Genomic DNA, 18,496 nt, shown 5'->3' on the forward strand with positions numbered 1-18,496 from the left:
CGGAAATTATTAAATAGAGAAGTCTTCTACGTAAACTTTTGCCTTTTTGATCCGGAGGTAAACCGTCTCACCTGGTAACAAATTTAGGTATTTATAGGTTTCTTGCTCAAGGACAGACTCGATGAGAGTCCCTGTGTCCACCCGTTTTAATTCCACTCGCACATTGCGACCTGTAGAATGGATGTACTGGATTTCGGCGGCGATCCCTTGGTCTTTTTCCCGAACAATTTCCACATCATATGGCCTGACGTAGGCTACGGCATCAGACTCCTTGACGTTTTCATGTTCTGATGTATCGAGTGCGATGTTTCCAATTTTTGTTTTCCCTTCTTCGATCCGGCCATGGAATAGATTTACATCTCCCAAAAAATGAAAGACAAAAGGAGACTTTGGTTTGTTGTACACTTCATCCGGGCTTCCTACTTGTTCTAATTGCCCATGGTTTAATATGACAATGCGGTCACTCACTTCGAGAGCTTCTTCTTGGTCATGGGTGACAAAGACACTGGTGATATGAATTTCATCATGTAGTCTACGTAACCAATTCCGCAGTTCCTTTCGTACTTTGGCATCAAGGGCACCGAAAGGTTCATCGAGTAAGAGAAATTTAGGTTCAATGGCAAGGGCACGAGCAAGCGCCACTCTCTGCCTTTGCCCACCTGAGAGTTCATGTGGGTAACGATTGTGAAATTTTTCAAGTTGGATAAGAGTTAAGAGTTTAGAAACTTTTTCTTCGATTTCTTTTTTTGATGGTCTTGTGGCTTTGGGTCTTACTTCCAAACCAAAGGAAATATTTTCCGCAATTGTCATATGGCGAAAGAGTGCATAGTGTTGGAATACAAATCCTACCTCACCATTTTGGATTTTCGAAGCTGCCAATTGGTCACCAACAAAACTCACTGACCCACTACTTGGTTCTTCGAGACCGGCGATAATACGGAGTAAGGTTGTTTTCCCGGAACCCGAGGGACCAAGCAGTGCCACAAGTTCTCCGTCAGGTATTGTAAGGTTTACATTTTTTAATGCGGTAAACGATCCAAAGATTTTATGTACATTTTGTATTTCAATTGGCATTTTATAGTCTCTCGGTTCGTTTTTCCAAAATTAATTTGAAGATGAGGGTTAGAAGTGATAAAAACACGAGTAAGGTGGCACAGGCAAACGCACCTACCGAATCAAATTCATTGTATAACATTTCAATATAAAGTGGCAGGGTTGTTGTTTTTCCTCGAATATGTCCGCTGAGTACTGAAACTGCTCCAAACTCACCCATTGCCCTTGCGTTACAAAGTATGATACCGTATAACAGACCCCATTTGATGTTTGGTAATATAATCCGCCACAATAATTGCCAAAAACTAGCACCCAGTAATAAACCTGCTTCTTCTTCTTCTCGTCCTTGACTTTGCATCAGAGGAATGAGTTCACGTGCGACAAAAGGGAAAGTGATAAAGACTGTTGCAATGATGAGACCAGGAGTATTAAAAACGATTTTGATCTGATTTTCTGTGAGATACTCTCCAAAAGTACCTTGTCTACCAAATAACAATAAAAAGATGAGACCAGAGACAACTGGTGAAACAGCAAAAGGTGAATCGATGATTGTCACAAGTAGGTTTTTACCAGGAAATGAAAACCTAGTGATGGTAAACGCTGCTGTGATTCCAAACAGAGTATTTAATACAACTGATACAAAAGATACTTTGATCGTTAGACCTATCGCAAATAAAGCATATTCACTTGTAATAGATGACCAATATTTATCAAATCCTTCTGAGAACGCTTCAGAAAACACTGTATAAATGGGTAAAAGTAATAATACACCAAACAATGTATATGCGAGTAAAATTAAAAATATGGGAAGGGCTTTTTGTTTCATGCGAGTTTTTTTGAAGCCCTTTCTTGTAATAAATTGATGATGAACATAAAGAAAAACGATGTAAGTAACATCACAAGAGCAATGGAAGTCGCTTTTTCATATTCGTATTGTTCGAGTTTTGTCACAATTAGAAGTGGTAAAATTTCTGTTTTCCCTGGGAGGTTTCCTGAAATAAAAACAACAGATCCATATTCTCCTATACTTCGTGCAAACGCCATTCCAGTTCCTGCAAGTAAAGATGGCCAAAGTTCAGGCAGTAATACTTTATAAAAAGTTTGGAAGGGTGTGGCTCCGAGGCATCGAGCACTTTCTTCCAATTCTTTCGGAAGTTCTTCTATGACAGGTTGGACAGTTCTAACAACAAAAGGAAATCCGATGAAAACAAGTGCGATCACAATTCCAATTGGAGTGTATGCGATTTGGATCCCCCATTTGGCAAAGGCAGATCCTACAATCCCTGTTTGGGAGTAAATTGTGGTAAGAGCAATCCCTGCTACAGCTGTGGGCAAAGTGAATGGTAAATCGACTAATGTATCAAAAAATTTTTTAAATGGAAATTGATAACGGACAAGAACCCAAGCGAATAAAAATCCAATGAACAGATTGAGTATGGCAGACACAAACCCTACTGTGAAACTTAAATATAGAGCTGAACGAATTCTTTCATCAGTAAACACTTCTAAGATCCCTGTCATTCCAATTCCAAGTGAATGGAAGAAGAGTCCAAGAAGTGGTATGATGACTACAGCGGACGAATAAAAGACTGTTAATCCTAAGCTGATTCCTAAATGGATTTTTTTATACGGCCGCGTTTCAATTTGCATCATTTATTTGGTTTTGTAGATGGCATCAAAGACCCCTCCATCTGCAAAATGTTTTTTCTGTGCAGTCTCCCAAGTTTCCCCTAAATCGGATAGAGAAAATAATTTTAGATTGGGAAATTCTTTCGCAGAGGACTTGGCAATTGCCGGGTCGATGGGTCTAAAAAAATGCTTTGCAATGATGGTTTGGCCTTCTTTGGTAAAAAGGAATTCAAGGTAGGCAGTTGCTTTTTCTAAATTTCCTTTCTCAGTCGCTGTCTTTGTGACAACGGCCACTGGAGTTTCTGCTTTGATCGACTCCGAAGGATAAATCACTTCTAAACTATTTTTACCTGATCTTTTTTCTTCATCTAATGCTAGTTTTGCTTCGTTTTCCCAAGTTATGAGAACATCCCCGATTTTGCGATTCACAAAAGTTGTTGTGGATCCACGTGCGCCGGTATCGAGAACAGATGTATTTTGGAACAATGCTTTCACAAAGTCTATTGCCTTTTCGTCAGACTTATATTTTCGTTTGGCATAACCATAAGCAGCAAGGTAATTCCAACGTGCTCCACCACTTGTTTTTGGATTGGGGGTGATGACAGAAATTCCAGGTTTGACTATGTCATCCCAATCTTTGATTTTTTTGGAATTTGATTTTCGTACTAGGAATATGATCGTTGAGTAATAAGGAGTACTTTTGTTAGGAAGTTTGGTTTGCCAATTTGATTCAATTAACTTTGATTTGCTGGCAATGCTATCAATGTCATAAGAAAGTGCAAGGCTTACCACATCCGCTTCAAGTCCATCAATCACCGCACGCGCTTGTTTTCCGGAACCACCATGTGATTGTTGGATCGAAAATTCTTCACCTTTTTTCTGTTTCCATTGAGTTAAGAAGGTTTTGTTAATTTCTTCATACAATTCCCGCGTTGGATCAAAGGATACATGCAGAAAACTTTCTTGCGAAAATAGGGAAGAAAAAGTCCCAATTCCCAAAAGAATGGACAATATGACAGAAATACTTGGTTTAAACTGGAGGAATTGGGAGATTTTTTTCATTTTTAGCGTCCTTTTGATCGTTAAATCAGACCTATCCTCCAATTTAGTGAATTTTTGTCAATGATAATCCGTCCACTTTTTGCCTTTGGATTTGTTTTCTGGACATAAACCGGAAAAGGAAGAAGATAATTCTCTCAAGGAAATCTGGGGAAGTTCGATCCTTAAGGGAGAAGGCACCCCAATGAATGTGAACGTTGACAAACAAAACTTAATTCCCTTTCCTCAAGCTGAATTGAGAACGAATAGACGTGATGGTGCCGATAACAACTATTTTGCGGTAAAAGAAAGTTTTGGAGAAATTTTGGAACGTGAATTCCAGGTCCACTCCGAAAAACCAAAGTCTCCTTCCGAATGTAAACCTCTAAGTACACAAACAACAACTTCAAATGAATCGGAGAAACCAACTCAAACAAAATCCGAGTCAGAAAGCCCATCCCAAATGGCAAGTGATCCTTCCAACCAAGTGAATGAATCCTTTGTGCAAAATAAAAAACAGGAAGAAAACGAAGAATCTTCTGAAGAAGAAGATTTGGACCGGGACGCACTCGAATATAGCATTGGAATTTTATCGAAATATTCTCTCTGGGAAAAACAAAACATACCTGCTAACGAAGTGAATGAGGTAATTTCTAAAGAGAAAACAATTTTACTTTCCCTTCAAAAATCAGCTGAAAAAAATCCTTCATATTCAAACAAAGAATCAAAAACATTTGTAGAAGAAACAAATAAACTTGTTGAAGGTCTTTTGAAAATGGAACTTACCAATTCAAAAGAAATAAACATAACCAATAAACTATCTATTGTTGATAAAGTTCCAACCAATCTAGTGATGTTTCCTGATTCTGCGAAAAAAGTGCAAAATGAAAAACTAGGAAATCATATTAAATCCTCTCCAAATATGGATACAATTAAAATGGAGAATGTTCCGAGTGGAATGACACTCGCACATTCTTTATTACAAAATGGAAAAACCAATCGTAGTCTAGAAAATGAAACTAAGTCGGAGGGAACACTCCGAAAATTGGATTCAAAATTTAAAACAATCAAAAATCAAAAATCAGAAAACAGTTTCTCTGAGTCTATCGGTGAGAAAGAAACAAACAATGTTTCAATGACTTCTGATAAAATGATTCGTTCACTTGGTCTGAAAGAAAAAGAATTTCAAAAACAAAATGAAAACAAAAGCCAAGTTCAAAATGAAAAACTAAAAATGGATTCCTCATTTACCAATCAAATCCAAAATGTTTCTTCTTCCAAAATGGGGGAAGAGAACGGAAAGTCCTCTGAAGACAAAGGATCTAAACAAGGTTTAAACTTACATTCTGTTGAAAACAAACTCCATTCGAAATCAGAAGAAGTAAAAAACATTGAACGAAACCAAAAACCGAAAGAAACAAATTTGAAACAAAATTTGGATGAACTCATCAAACAAGCAAAGTTTGACATAGTCCAAAACGGAAAATCAAGTGCTGAAATCATCATGAACCCTAAGGAATATGGTCGTTTGACTTTAAAGGTTTCAGTTGATGGAGAAAAGGTTGAAGGTCGAATTTTGGTAGAATCAGAAGAGTTACAAAAATCACTCTTAAACGAAATCCAAACAATTAAAGACAACTTAAAGGAATCAGGTCTCGATTTACAGGCGTTAATCATAGATCTTTGGGATGACGGAAATCATTTTGCAGAAAGGCAAAACCAAAATGAATTGTACCAAACCTTATTAGAATCATCGAAAAACCGTGGAAAATCACAGGATTTAGAACAAGAACCTGATTTGGGTCTCGATGGTATCCCGTTACCTAGCGAATCCAAAGTATTAGAGTTTTTTGCGTAATCATTAAGACAGAAAAAAATCGAGGACTATATGCCAGACGGAATGCAAGATATTTCAACACAAAATTCAGCAAGAGCCAAATACTTTGAAGGCGATAGAAGTTTTAATATTCGAAAACATTTGGACCAATTGGAAAAGGAAGAGACAAGCGGTCTTAAAGGAATCGAAATTCGAGAAAAACAAAAAGAGTTAGGAAAAGATGATTTCCTAAAACTTCTGTTAACTCAGCTTTCTCACCAAGATCCGACAAACCCAGTGCAAGACAAAGACTTCATCGCACAGATGGCGCAGTTTTCCTCCCTCGAACAAATGAAAAACATTTCTTCTGGAATTGCCAGAATGGAATCAAAACAAAGTTATTCGGTTGTTGGAAAAATTGTATCAGGTCCAGATTTAGTAACCGGAGAAGATGTCACGGGTTTAGCTGGTGCCATACTTTTTGATAACGAAGGGAAAACATATGTAAGGGTGAATGGTAGAATGCTCGATGTTTCTAAAATCAATTTAATCTCTGATCCAGAGTTATTAAAATCAGAAACACAATTCCAACGCCAACCAAACATTCCAGAAATTCCTAACAATACTTTAAAAAAACAAGAAGCTTATCAGGATTAATCAAAAAAGGTCGATAAAAAAAGAGAGGATAGAACGTTATGATGAGATCACTTTACTCCGGTGTTTCCGGATTGAAAAACCACCAAGTTAGAATGGATGTTATTGGTAACAACATTTCTAACGTTAACACACATGGATTTAAAACAGAACGTGTAACGTTCCAAGATATGATCTCACAAGAATTACAAGGTGCATCTGAACCAAATGAAAGGATTGGGGGAACAAACCCAAAACAAGTTGGTCTTGGTTCACTGATTGCTGCCATTGATAAAATTATGACACAAGGTGCCTTACAAACAACCGGTAAAAATACAGACCTTGCGGTTTCTGGAGAAGGATTTTTTGTCGTTAAAGATGGTGACAAACAATTTTACACTCGAGCTGGTGCATTTAACGTTGATAAAAATGGTTTTTACGTAAACCCAGCTAACGGACTTAAAGTGCAAGGTTGGAATTCAAGACTTGATGAATCTGGAAACAAATACATTAACTCCGCAGGATCTCTCGAAGACATCGTAATCCCTCTTTATTCAAAAGAACCTGCTCGCGCTACGCAAAATGTTGACTTCCAATCAAACCTAAATGCAAGTGTCGCAGCTGTTCCTGCTGACGCAACTGAAGAAGACATCCAACGTTATATCAACGATCCAGACCCTCGCCAAAGAAGAGGTCACGTAACTTCCATTAATGTATACGATGAACTCGGTAACACCCGACAAATGGGAGTGGAGTTCTACAAAATGCGCGATAACGTTTGGAAGATGCGTTTTAAATTAGAAGATGCTAGTCAAGTTTCCGTCGACGTAAGTGGAACTGGTGGTGAAAACACAAGTGTCTCTGGGAATACTGAACTTGAAGTATCCTTTACTCCTGACGGCAAGATCATTAGTGTTTCTGACGGAGTGGATTCGCAAACAACGGGAAAACTAAAAGCGGACATTTCCTTCCGCATTCCTGGAAACCCAACTCCCCAAAAATTTAGCCTAAACCTCGGGGAAGCGGGTCTTGTAGGTGGTATCACTCAATTTTCATCAGATTTTACTACGAAAGCTGTGAAACAAGATGGTTACCCTATGGGTTACATGGAATCTTTTTCCATTGATAACACAGGAACAGTCACTGGAGTTTTCTCAAATGGCGTGCGCCAACCGCTCGCAAGAGTTGCACTTGCTAACTTTACAAACCCAGCAGGTCTTAACAAAGAAGGGGATACAATGTATAGTTTCTCTCTCAACTCTGGGGAAGCAAATATTGGGGAAGCTGGTAGCCAAGGGCGAGGAAAAATCAACGCAGGACTTCTTGAGATGTCAAACGTTGACCTTTCCGACCAATTCACAGATATGATCGTGACCCAAAGGGGATTCCAAGCAAACTCTCGAACCATTGTCACCTCTGACCAAATGATCCAAGAAGTTCTTGGTCTCAAACGATAAGGTGAATGAGAAGACGGGGGAAACCCCGTTTTTTCCTTGAGTTCTGCAAAATTCTAATAAAACTAGGTCAAACCAAACCATTTAGAATTTTGTCAATTGTCACGTTTCCAAAAAAATACCCTTCTTATATTCACACTCCTTACGGCTATCGCCTATGCTCCGTTATACTATTCTATTAAAAATGTAATTAAAAAAGAATCTTTACCAATTACATTAGAAACTCCTGAAACAGTTGTTTTTTTTAGTTTAGGTGAATTTGAGCCTAATGGGGATGGTGCCGATCCTAGAACTATTCGTATCCTGAATGAAATGTTGGATTTCCAATTCCAACAAACAACGGATGCAGTTTATTTGGGCAAACACTCTGAACTAAATTTATCAAAACAAAATCGATCCGAAATCATTTTATCTGGGACATTTGATTGGGAAGAAAAGGGAATTAAATTTGCACCTAAATTACGTTATGTGGAATCAAAATCAATCATAGAAGGAAAATCTATTTTTGTTAGATATGAAGACAGGGGGTCGCTTGTTTTAAAAATTCAATCCTCATTAACACATTTACTCGATGAAACGATCCGTTTGAAGCGACTTATCAAAAGAAATCCAAAATGGACCTATGTTTTTGAGGAACAAATTTTATCAGAGTCTGAATTTGTTAAACTTTCCGCATACGATGCAAATGGAAGTTCAGAGAATAGAAAAAATTATTTTCAATCCATTGACTTTAAAATAGACTTTAGTGAATGGTTGCGATACCAATTCCGATTGGAAAAACAATCAGAAGAGAATCTAAAAGAAATTTGGAAAGAGGTGGGAGCAAATCCTAAGATAACACCATTTATAAGATTTCAAATAGCAAAAAACATTTCCAAATTTTATTTTGAAAAATCTGAATACAGCAAATCTGTCGAATATGCAAATGCTGCTCGCCGTGAAAAAGAATCATCAAAACAAGTTTTCCATAGCGATTATGCCGATACAATTTCTCTAATTGGAAAAAGTTTAGTGTTAGATGGTAAAAAGGAGGAGGCAATATTTTACCTCACTTCTGCTAAAAAAATCTATGAAACCTTAGGTTTATTGGAAGACTCGATGGGTTTAGAAAATTCATATTTTTATGGATTAACACTTTCTGATGTCTCTCAAATTGAATTATCTGCATATGAACTTTCGAACATCCAAGGCAAACTAAATGGTGTTTATGAAAATATATATTTAGATTACAATTTAGCCCTTATACTTTATAGATTAGGTCGTTATGAGGCGACAATTTCCCTTTTGCAAGAACAGAGGAAAAAAATCTTTGAATCTTCAATACCCAATTTTGATATTTCATTACAATCTTTGTTATTATATGGTGCAGCTGAATACCAGATTGGTAACTGGAGTATTGCCAAATCAATTTGGGAATCTATCATCAATTCCAAAACAACATATGCAATAGAGGAAAAGATCTATTATCGAAATGCATTGTTTAATTTGAGTATTTTGTCATCTCAAAGAAACAATGCTGAGCAATCGGAGTCGTATTACAAACAATATGTAAAACTTACTCCTTACGGACAAATTCTAACATTGCCATCTAATGTGAATTTTGAAATCGGCAATCCTATTTATCCTTATACTTGGTACATACCAAATCATCATCTATTTTCTGATTTAGAAGAAAAAACCATCAGGTCTTATACTGGGCGATATTTATTCCAAACTCAAGATGAAGAAATCCGTGCTAGAACATATGAAAATCGTTTAGAAGATACAAATTTGATTTTAGATGATCTTTTGAATCCAAATGCATATCTCTCTAAGTCAATGCACATGCTTAGAAAATCATTGTTTGGTGATCTAAAGGTTTATGATCGTGGTAACCAAGTTGTTTTTTTGGATATTGGCCCTGCACTCAACCATCCAGAATACCCAGGTGTGACTTCCCAAGCTGTCGCAAAACATTTTCCAAAAATGGAAGTGGTATTATGGGAATTACCAGGAGAAGTTGATTTATTTTTAAAAAAAGTAAAACCTGAGCTCAAAGAAAAATTATATGGTTTTTCAAATATTAGGATTCTTTCTGCAGATGGAGTTGGTGATTTCCAAACAGAATACAATGACCCAAACCATTGGATCCTTCGAAATCGTCCTATCCCTAACCTAAAAAATAAAACCATAGTGATTCGTGCCGCCAATTCCATTGATATCTATGAACCATTTACAAAAATTTTACCTCATTTTGTAAATCTAGGGAAGGAATTGAAAGAGAATCCAGTATTGTATTTTTTCAATCGTAGTATCCTGCTCAAACCAAAAGGGAAAGAAAAGTTTATCTTGATTGGAAACCAATCCATACGAGGATTCCATCATAATTTCCAAAGCTTAGATCGTAACGGAGAACCTCCGTATTCCATCCTTCCATTTAGTATCAGTGAAGAGGTGATGCCATGATTTCGATTGAAATTGACTTCTTATTCTTTTTTGTATCTTTATTTTTTTTATACCGATGTTTGTTTTCCATAGCGAATAGGGAAAATAAAAGTTTGTTGCTCACATATTGGATGGGTATCATCATCCTTACGTTTATTTCGATTCACTCACTGTCTCGATGGGGTATTTCTGTCTTTGGATGGGAAACAAAATCTATTTTTCTTTTATTAACCAAATCAAATTTGGTTTTATATTTTGTTTATCAATTATTAGAAGAGAGAATATTTTTATACCGACGTACAATTGGTTTTTTAATCACCTTTTGCCTTTTTCTTTTTCTAGGTACTTTTTTCTATTGGATACAAATGTTTCAGGTTGAGATCCGTGCGGAAGATACTTCACGTATTTTACCATTCACCATTGCAATTGGTGCCTTTGTTTGGTCTAGGGAAATGTTTTGGCCAAATTTGAAGCTACTTGAATTAAAGTTAGGAGATGAGAAGGAGCCGAAGTTGGCATTCTTATTCCTTCCGTGTTTTCTTTATGTTTTAACTCCTTTCTCGACAAACTATGGTTTTATTGAAGTATTGTCATCCGCTGTTGTGATTGGAATTTCGTCCTTTGTTGGGTTTACACTTGTTTCTTTGATCCTAAAGGTATCAATCCCAGATGAAGCTGAAATTGGGGTGTGGATTGGAACTATCGCTTTTTCTTCCTCGTTTGGTGCCGACCTTCTTGTTTGTATACCCATGGCTTTTTTTGTTGGTGCTTTTGCTCGTGGATTTTACTTCTATTTGGACCAATTGAATTGGACAGTATCTGGGAAACGGGGAGTTGTTTGCTTTTTGTTCCCTTCTATCATTGCTATCTTTTTGCCTTTTTTAGTGCTCGAACCAAAGGATTGGTTACACTCACCCTACGTATTGTTAGGGGTACAAATTCTTTATTTTTTGAGTTTTTATCTGGTTTCGAGTTTGGTATTTGGAATTCTACTTCTCCTCAAACCAAAGTCAGAATAATTTTTTCAAAAAACAATCGACAGTGAATTTTTTGCTGTCGATAGTATTACCGTGACCCAATCTCCGGATTTCAAATACATCATTACGGATGACCCCTTTTTTGAAGGCAAAATTGCCGATTATTCTAAAAAACTAAAAACAAATGTTCTAACACTTTCGGCCCTTTTGACAACTGATTTTGATTCGCAAGGCAAGATCATCAAAGTACTATTTTACATCTCTCGATATGAGCTGGAAAATAAACACAAAGAAATCCATCAATTTTTAAAAGAACATCCAACAATTATGTCGAACATCATTGTTCGTGCCCCTATCGACTACACTGGTTATATGGCATTATCCATTGAAGAAGATTTGTTTTTCACGAATGTACCTGACGATGCTCCACTTGTATTCTTAATTAAAAATCTTATTAATGCTTTTACTAGCTTACAAATGATCGTTGATAAGTTTGAACTTCAAAAACGTATCAATGTTTCTACCAATGAAATTTCAAAACTAACAAAAATTGGAATCAGTCTTGCGAATGAAAAAGATTTTACAAAATTACTACGTGATATTTTAAATTCGGCACGTGAGATATCTAATTCTGATTCTGGTTCATTGTATTTGGTAGAAAAGGATGAACGTGGAAATCCAAGAAATCTAAGATTTAAAATTTCTGCTTTGGATTTGAATAGTGATGAATTCATTTTACCTATTAATAAAAAAAGTATCGCTGGTTACGTTGCATACACTGGAAAACAACTAAATATTCCAAACGTTTACGAACTCTCAGGTAAAGAGGAATATAAGTTTAACAGTGATTTTGATCGAATGAGTAATTATTACTCTAAATCAATGTTAGTTGTACCCATGAAAGACCATCATGATGAAGTAGTGGGTGTGATCCAACTCATCAACAGAAAAAAGAATTTTCAAACCAAACTCACATTGGATGAAATGAAATCAAATTCTGTTTTGGATTATGACAAATATTCAGAGGAATTAGTAATGGCGGTAGCTGGACAAGCTGCTGTTGCCATTCAAAACAATAATTTGGTTCATGACATTGAAACTTTGTTTGAAGGTTTTGTCACTGCAAGTGTATCTGCAATTGAATCAAGGGACCCTACAACTTCAGGTCATTCCTTTCGAGTTGCACAATATACCGTTGGACTTGCTGAATCTGTGAATAATGTGCAGGTTGGACGTTTTAAAGATGTCAATTTTAATGAATCGCAAATCAAAGAAATTCGATATGCTTCCCTGTTACATGATTTTGGGAAAGTAGGGGTTAGAGAAAAAGTTTTAGTCAAAGCTAAAAAATTGGAAGACTATGAGTTAGATCTCATTCGATGGAGATTCCAATTTATATTAAAGGATGTGGAAGCAAAACTTGCCCAGAAAAAAATAGAATACTTAAAAAAACATGGTAACAATGGTTATCCGCAGTTTGAAAAATCAATCCAATTGGAATATGCCTTAGAAAAGGAAAAATTGGAAGAGATGGTTCGTGTGATCACTGATTCCAATGAACCCACCATTTTGGAAGAAGGGAATTCAAACTTTTTAGAAGAAATTTCAAAGATGAGTTACCACACAACGGATGGAAACCAGTTGAATTTACTTTTACCAAAAGAGTTTGGATTTTTGTCTATAAGGCGAGGTTCACTTGATTTCGAAGAACGAAGGGAAATTGAATCTCACGTAGAACATACGTTCCAATTTTTATCTAAAATTCCTTGGACTCGTGAATTAAAAATGGTTCCAAGCATTGCCCATGGTCACCACGAAAAATTGAACGGTTCTGGATACCCAAGAGGTTTGTCCGCAGTAGAAATCCCTGTTCAGGCAAAAATGATGGCGATTGCTGATATTTTCGATGCCTTAACGGACCAAGACCGACCATATAAAAAAGCAGTGCCACTAGACCGAGCTTTTGATATTTTAAAGATGGAAGTAAGAGACCAACATATCGATGGTGATTTGTTGGACCTTTTCATTGAAAGCAAAGCATACGAAAAAATTCAGCACAAACGATAAAAAAACCCGAAAAAAAGTTCGTCTTTTTAAGCACCTCCGAAACTTGTGTGTCTAAGCATTAGGAGGAGACATGTACCAAACTCTAAAAGGTCGCACGGTAATCATAACAGGAATCACGGATGCGTCATCACTCGCACTTATCATTGCAAAAGAATGTAAAGACCAAGGTGCAAAACTAATTTGTACAGGACTCGGCAAAACCCCGTTCCACAAAAATTTATCAGAAAATAGTATCAATTTTTTAGACCGTACTTATTCTGATTTCCAAAACACCGTCAAAAAAGAGTTAGGTGAAGATGTTGTTACATTCCCTTTAGATGTAACCATTCAAGAGAGTATTGATTCATTTGCAGATTTTCTAAAGGAAAAAAATGAATCTGTCCATTCTTTATTACATTCGATCGCGATGGATAAAACCATTCGCCAAGGAAAAGTAAAACCAATCATGACAGTTTCACGCGAAGAATTTATGGATGCAATGAACGTATCTTCCTTTTCGCTACTTGCCATTGTCCAAAGCCTTTACAATCGTAATCTTTTGCCAAATGGTGCTTCTATTGTCGCTCTCAGTTATTTAGGAGCTGAAAAAGTTGTGGTCCATCCTTATAAGAACATTGGTGTTGCTAAGGCTGCTTTAGAACGACTTGTGAAAGAAATGGCAATGGAGTTAGGGAAAGAAAAAGAAATCCAAGTGAATGCCATTCGATTTTCTCCTTATCGCGCAAGTAAAGCAGGTTCAGCGATCGAAGGTTTAGAGGAAGCTGAAATTCATTGTCAGACATCATCTCCTCTTGGAAATGCGAAAGCTAAGGATCTGGCAGAAGAAGTTTGTTATTTATTTCGTCCATCCAATCGAATCACAGGTGAGATTCGGCATGTGGATGGAGGATATCATATTAGAGGTTAAATTTTAAGGAGTCACGTTTCCAAATGTCGCATTTAATAGAGCGACAAAATGGTTTCCACGCTCTTCAAAATTTTTGTACAAATCAAAACTTGCTCCTGCCGGTGAAAATATCACTGTCAGGTTTTTTTCCTTACTAAGTTTGCTTTCCTCAACTAGCAGCTTTTCGATATTCATTTTTAATTCTAAAACAAGTATATCTAAAGTATCAAAATAAGATACAGGAATCCCTGTTTTGTTTAAATCTTCTAACCAAACCTCTTTAGCCTTTCCATAAACATAAAGTGGGCATTCTAATTCTTTCCAACGTTTGATAAAAGGTTCAATTGGTTCTTCTTTTGGTATCCCACCTAATATAAGTAGAAGTGGATCACCCTTTTGAAATCCCGAAATCCCGGATAACATGGAATGTAAGTTTGTTGACTTTGAATCATTAATAAAACGAAGCGATTTATATTTTGGATCTAGATTTTTGATCTCGACCGATTGAAATCTGTGGGGTAGTCCTTGGAAAGTTTCCAATTGAGCTTGGATCTCTTCTGGACTTATTCCTACCACTTCTGCAAGTGCAATTGCAAAACACAAATTCATCAAATTATGTTTTCCTTTTAATGGAAACCGAGATGCATCGTATACGTGACTTGGTGTATGAACTAAATCTGGATTCAAACTCACATAGTAAGATTCATTCTCGCCGACACAATGAAGGTTAGGATTTTTTGGTTTTGTGAAAGTAGTGTAAGTAAAAAAAGAGGGATTTATAAAACAATTATGCTTTTTGTCTGCTAAATTTTGGATTTTCCATTTGGCTTCCGCATATGATTCCATCGTTTTATGTCTTTCCAAATGGTCAGAAGCAAGATTCAAAATTGCTGAAGCCGTTAATTTTAAGTTAGGTGAGTCATCTAATTGGTAACTCGATAACTCTAAAACAACAATATCTAATTTCTCCAAACAAAATGATGTAAATGGGATTCCAATATTCCCTCCCATTTTTGAATTTGGGAATTTTTTTTGGATAAGATGGAAAGCCAAGGCAGTTGTTGTTGATTTCCCATCCGTTCCAGTGATCCCGATGGCCGTACCTTGGAAAAAGATCCTTGCCAGAGATATTTCACTGAGAATCGGTATCTTCTTTTGTTTTGCTACAAGTAAGATAGGATGATCCGGTAATACCCCCGGACTTTTGATGATACACTCAATTCCTGATAAAACAGTATGTGGCTCATTATCGGACAAAACTTGATGGTAAATTGTATGGTTTGCTTTTTCAGGGAAACGATCAGAAAGTGTTACTTTTTTTCCGAGAGAAGAGAGGAGTTTGGCAGAGGAATCTCCTGATGAGCCTCCACCCAAAATGAGGAAAGAATGGAGATTTTGTATGGCCTGAGGGGTCGGGAGTGTTTCAGAAAACATTGATTGACACTCCGCTAAAATACGATGATTTTGTAAAATCATATCAGGTTGGGTAAATCGGTGCTGAAACACGAAGTGAAAGACGGAAAACTAGTCGTTTATCTGGAAGGTCGATTGGACGTATCTGTGGCAAATGAAGTGGAAGAGGGACTTACAGAACTTATTGATTCTTTAGGTCATAGAAAGGTGCTTCTCAACATGAAAGACGTTGAGTATATGTCTTCGTCTGGATTTCGCGCTTGTATTTCCACTTTACGCAAACTCAACTCGAAAGAAGGATTTCTGAAGATCTCTAATATCAAACCAGCTGTAAAGCGGATCTTTGACGTGATTGAACTCACTTCTTTATTTGATATTTATGACTCGGAAGAAGCTGCATTAAAATCATTTTAACCAATCGAATTGAATCCAATTTTACATAAAATTGTAGAAACTAAATATTCTGAAATCGAAATCAGTCGGAGTAAACCCTTACCCGACCGAACGATTCCCATTCGAGATTGGAAGTCACATCTTAAAACAAATTCTGTATCGGTGATCGCCGAATGTAAAAAGGGAAGTCCCAGTGCTGGAATCTTACGTCCCGATTATGATCCAGTCCAAATTGCAAAAATATATGAAGAATCTGGGGCAGGAGCCATTTCTGTTCTCACGGACAGGTCTTATTTTTTTGGTTCATTACAGGATTTAGAATCCGTTGCAAAACAAGTCTCACTTCCGGTGATTCGAAAGGATTTTATATTAGATCCAGTGCAGATTGATGAGGCATATGCCTATGGCGCCTCAGCCATTTTGCTCATTGTTCGTATCCTCACTCCGGAACTATTAAAATCATTATTACGTCATGCAAGTGGACTTGGTCTTGCTGTCCTTGTAGAAACTCATAACGAACATGAGGTGCAAGTGGCTCTCGATTCTGGTGCAAACACCATTGGAATTAACACTCGTGATTTAGATACATTCCAAATTCACAAAAATTTAATCGAACAAATTGCACCAAAATTAGATTCCTCAATCATTCGCGTTGCTGAATCAGGAATAGAAAGTTACAATGATTGGCAAAAGTATCGAGGATTGATAGATTCGATGTTAGTTGGAACTTTTTTTATGAAAAGTAAAAATATATCTGTTGATTTTTTCTCTCTTTTGAACGGCCCACCTCAAAACACAAAGTGACAAACCAGCTAAAAATTTAGAAATCACTAAATTAAATGAATTAAATGTTGTCTTTTTACCAATTTAAGATTAGATATTTTTGATGTTTCACATATGGACTGGAAGTCAATTTTAAAAGGTCTATTCCTATTTTGTGCTTATATTGGTACGGCCAAATTAGGTATGGAATATTTTTCCTTCCATCCAATGAATTTAGCTGTCCTATGGATACCTTCAGGTATTGGACTGATTGGTTGTTTGTTTTTTGGTTTTCGGTTCATTCCGTTCGTTTGGCTGGCAAGTTTTATTGCAAACAAAGATGGTCTCATCAGTAGCCATCATGGTCTTTCTCCGTTTCTTCTTTATTTAAGTATCAGCTTAACTGCTTCGGTTGATGCCTTCCAATCTGCCTTATCGTATTATTTTTGGACAAGGAAAATTCGTAAAAATCTAACATCGACTAAAGACAATTTTTATTTCATTGTTTATGTAGCTTTTCTCTCTAGTTTGATTTCTATTCTGATTCTTGGTGTTATATTAAATACATTTGGTTACTTTCATAGTTTGAACCCGAATGAAATCTTCAGAACATTACTCGTCATAACTTTTGGTGATACTATAGGAATTTTTATCACAGTTCCTATGTTTATGGCATGGCGAAAATTGATGTGGAAGGATCTTTCTTACCGACTAATTTTTTGGACATTCGTATTTATAGTTTTTCAAGCATTGATTGTTTATCACTTACCCTATTTATTTTTTTTGTCATTTTTGATTTTGATTTATCTAGGTTATCGCTTCCAAATTCGTGGCGTTACCTTAGGAGTGTTTTTATTATATTTATCAAGCATATTGATGACTCGATTAGGGGTTGGCCCATTTGTACAACCCATCATTTTTGATTCGTATATCTATCTAATTTCCTTTCTTATTCCATACGCAATACTTGCTGAATTCATAACGTTACAATACCAGCGATTACTTTTTAATCGTTTTGAGTTAGAAAAAAAAGTATATGAGAGAACAAAGTTACTCAGAACCCAGATATTTGAAAAAAATCAAGCGATTGAAGCTTTACATAAATCTGAAAATTTATTAAGTGAGTCCAATCGTACAAAAGATATATTCTTTTCTATCATTGCTCATGATTTAAGAAATCCTCTTGGATCATTTAAACAAATCACGGAGCTTATGTATACAGAATTTGATACATACTCTGATATAGAAAAAAAAGATACTATATTTGAAATTCAAAAATCAGCTTCACGTGTATATAGTTTGTTAGAACAACTTTTGGATTGGGCCAGAACACAAACTGGAAATATGCCATTTCGTCCTAGAGAGATTAACTTACGTTCGATCGTTTCGAAAATAACCGACCAAATGATGGAAAGGGTCCAAAAAAAAGGCATCCAATTACGTGTGGATATTCCGGAAAAATATTCCATTGTATATGCTGATTCTGAAATGATCCAAGCCGTACTTCGAAATTTGATTACGAATTCTATCAAATTTACAAATGAAAATGGTTATATACAAATTTCTGCCTCGCAAGATGAAGATGGAGTAAAAATCGAATGTACTGACAATGGGGTAGGAATGGAAAGTTCCGATCTAGAAAAACTATTTCGTCTAGATGCTCAGTTAACAAGGATAGGCCTTGAAGGCGAAAAAGGGACCGGGCTTGGACTCATTCTATGTCACGAATTTATCAAATTACACGGTGGAGAGATTTGGGCAAAAAGTGAAAAAGGAAAAGGAACAACTGTTAGTTTTAGATTGCCGGACCCAAAATAACAGTTTATATCCTTTATTTGTTTGATATTAATGTCGAATCCGAATCTTCATTAACAGTATTTGTTTTATCTAGGTATGGTAAATACACGATAAATTTTGTGATTCCTTTTGTGGAAATCACATCGATGAACCC

At 36.3% G+C, this 18,496-nt stretch carries 15 protein-coding genes and 1 pseudogene (1 of these 16 running past the window's edge); 10 read left to right on the forward strand and 6 right to left on the reverse strand.

Going from position 1 to position 18,496, the window contains the following annotated elements; all coding sequences use genetic code 11:
* Window positions 1-9 precede the first annotated feature (9 nt).
* The 4 genes from EHQ43_RS15875 to EHQ43_RS15890 are packed head-to-tail and all read right to left on the reverse strand — an operon-like array spanning window position 10 to window position 3,744.
* Window positions 10-1,074, reverse strand: coding sequence for a sulfate/molybdate ABC transporter ATP-binding protein (locus tag EHQ43_RS15875; RefSeq protein ID WP_135741548.1), 1,065 nt, complete (start codon window positions 1,072-1,074; stop codon window positions 10-12).
* A gap of 1 nt (window position 1,075) precedes the next feature.
* The gene (cysW, locus tag EHQ43_RS15880; protein ID WP_135741549.1) at window positions 1,076-1,879 is read right to left on the reverse strand and encodes a sulfate ABC transporter permease subunit CysW; all 804 of its coding nucleotides are present in this window, start codon (window positions 1,877-1,879) and stop codon (window positions 1,076-1,078) included.
* The gene (gene cysT, locus EHQ43_RS15885; RefSeq protein ID WP_135771872.1) at window positions 1,876-2,703 is read right to left on the reverse strand and encodes a sulfate ABC transporter permease subunit CysT; all 828 of its coding nucleotides are present in this window, start codon (window positions 2,701-2,703) and stop codon (window positions 1,876-1,878) included. Before cysT ends, cysW begins: the two co-directional genes overlap by 4 nt.
* A 3-nt stretch (window positions 2,704-2,706) precedes the next feature.
* Window positions 2,707-3,744: a sulfate ABC transporter substrate-binding protein gene (locus EHQ43_RS15890; RefSeq protein ID WP_135771698.1), complete on the reverse strand. Its 1,038-nt coding sequence runs from the start codon at window positions 3,742-3,744 to the stop codon at window positions 2,707-2,709.
* 181 nt (window positions 3,745-3,925) lie between these two features.
* Here EHQ43_RS15890 and EHQ43_RS15895 point away from each other — a divergent pair, with 181 nt between their 5' ends.
* From EHQ43_RS15895 to EHQ43_RS15925, 7 genes and pseudogenes are all read left to right on the forward strand, one after another.
* Window positions 3,926-5,578 (forward strand): flagellar hook-length control protein FliK, encoded by a 1,653-nt coding sequence (locus EHQ43_RS15895; protein WP_135771699.1) that lies wholly within the window; start codon window positions 3,926-3,928, stop codon window positions 5,576-5,578.
* 30 nt (window positions 5,579-5,608) lie between these two features.
* Window positions 5,609-6,148: pseudogene (locus EHQ43_RS15900) on the forward strand (flagellar hook capping FlgD N-terminal domain-containing protein); the annotation flags it as partial.
* Between the two features lie 83 nt (window positions 6,149-6,231).
* Window positions 6,232-7,626: a flagellar hook protein FlgE gene (flgE, locus tag EHQ43_RS15905; protein ID WP_135771700.1), complete on the forward strand. Its 1,395-nt coding sequence runs from the start codon at window positions 6,232-6,234 to the stop codon at window positions 7,624-7,626.
* Between the two features lie 96 nt (window positions 7,627-7,722).
* The gene (locus tag EHQ43_RS15910; RefSeq protein ID WP_135771701.1) at window positions 7,723-10,068 is read left to right on the forward strand and encodes a tetratricopeptide repeat protein; all 2,346 of its coding nucleotides are present in this window, start codon (window positions 7,723-7,725) and stop codon (window positions 10,066-10,068) included.
* Window positions 10,065-11,066: a hypothetical protein gene (locus EHQ43_RS15915; RefSeq protein WP_135741555.1), complete on the forward strand. Its 1,002-nt coding sequence runs from the start codon at window positions 10,065-10,067 to the stop codon at window positions 11,064-11,066. The genes EHQ43_RS15910 and EHQ43_RS15915 overlap by 4 nt, the downstream gene beginning before the upstream one ends.
* Window positions 11,067-11,111: 45 nt before the next feature.
* Window positions 11,112-13,091 carry an HD family phosphohydrolase gene (locus EHQ43_RS15920; RefSeq protein WP_135741556.1) on the forward strand — a complete coding sequence of 660 codons (1,980 nt, stop codon included), beginning with the start codon at window positions 11,112-11,114 and terminating at the stop codon, window positions 13,089-13,091.
* A 70-nt stretch (window positions 13,092-13,161) separates the two neighbouring features.
* On the forward strand, window positions 13,162-13,998 hold the full coding sequence (locus EHQ43_RS15925) for an enoyl-ACP reductase FabI (protein ID WP_135771702.1): 837 nt from the start codon (window positions 13,162-13,164) through the stop codon (window positions 13,996-13,998).
* A gap of 3 nt (window positions 13,999-14,001) precedes the next feature.
* Here EHQ43_RS15925 and murD read toward each other — a convergent pair whose 3' ends face one another.
* Window positions 14,002-15,411 carry a UDP-N-acetylmuramoyl-L-alanine--D-glutamate ligase gene (gene murD / locus EHQ43_RS15930; RefSeq protein WP_135771703.1) on the reverse strand — a complete coding sequence of 470 codons (1,410 nt, stop codon included), beginning with the start codon at window positions 15,409-15,411 and terminating at the stop codon, window positions 14,002-14,004.
* Window positions 15,412-15,471: 60 nt separating this feature from the next.
* Here murD and EHQ43_RS15935 point away from each other — a divergent pair, with 60 nt between their 5' ends.
* From EHQ43_RS15935 to EHQ43_RS15945, 3 genes are all read left to right on the forward strand, one after another.
* Window positions 15,472-15,804, forward strand: coding sequence for an STAS domain-containing protein (locus EHQ43_RS15935; RefSeq protein WP_100727565.1), 333 nt, complete (start codon window positions 15,472-15,474; stop codon window positions 15,802-15,804).
* Between the two features lie 9 nt (window positions 15,805-15,813).
* Window positions 15,814-16,587, forward strand: coding sequence for an indole-3-glycerol-phosphate synthase (locus EHQ43_RS15940; RefSeq protein WP_135771704.1), 774 nt, complete (start codon window positions 15,814-15,816; stop codon window positions 16,585-16,587).
* A 93-nt stretch (window positions 16,588-16,680) separates the two neighbouring features.
* Window positions 16,681-18,363, forward strand: a complete 1,683-nt coding sequence (locus EHQ43_RS15945; protein ID WP_135771705.1) for a sensor histidine kinase — start codon at window positions 16,681-16,683, stop codon at window positions 18,361-18,363.
* Between the two features lie 13 nt (window positions 18,364-18,376).
* Here the strand turns inward: EHQ43_RS15945 and EHQ43_RS15950 are convergent, their stop codons facing one another.
* A protein-coding gene (locus tag EHQ43_RS15950; RefSeq protein ID WP_244242852.1) for an ATP-binding protein crosses the window boundary here: on the reverse strand, window positions 18,377-18,496 show its 3' end. 2,142 nt of this gene lie beyond the right edge of the window; the window shows 120 of its 2,262 coding nt (coding positions 2,143-2,262); the start codon falls outside the window, past its right edge; it ends in the stop codon at window positions 18,377-18,379.

Origin of the sequence: Leptospira bouyouniensis (assembly GCF_004769525.1) — a bacterium.
In the GTDB taxonomy this organism is placed as follows: domain Bacteria; phylum Spirochaetota; class Leptospiria; order Leptospirales; family Leptospiraceae; genus Leptospira_A; species Leptospira_A bouyouniensis.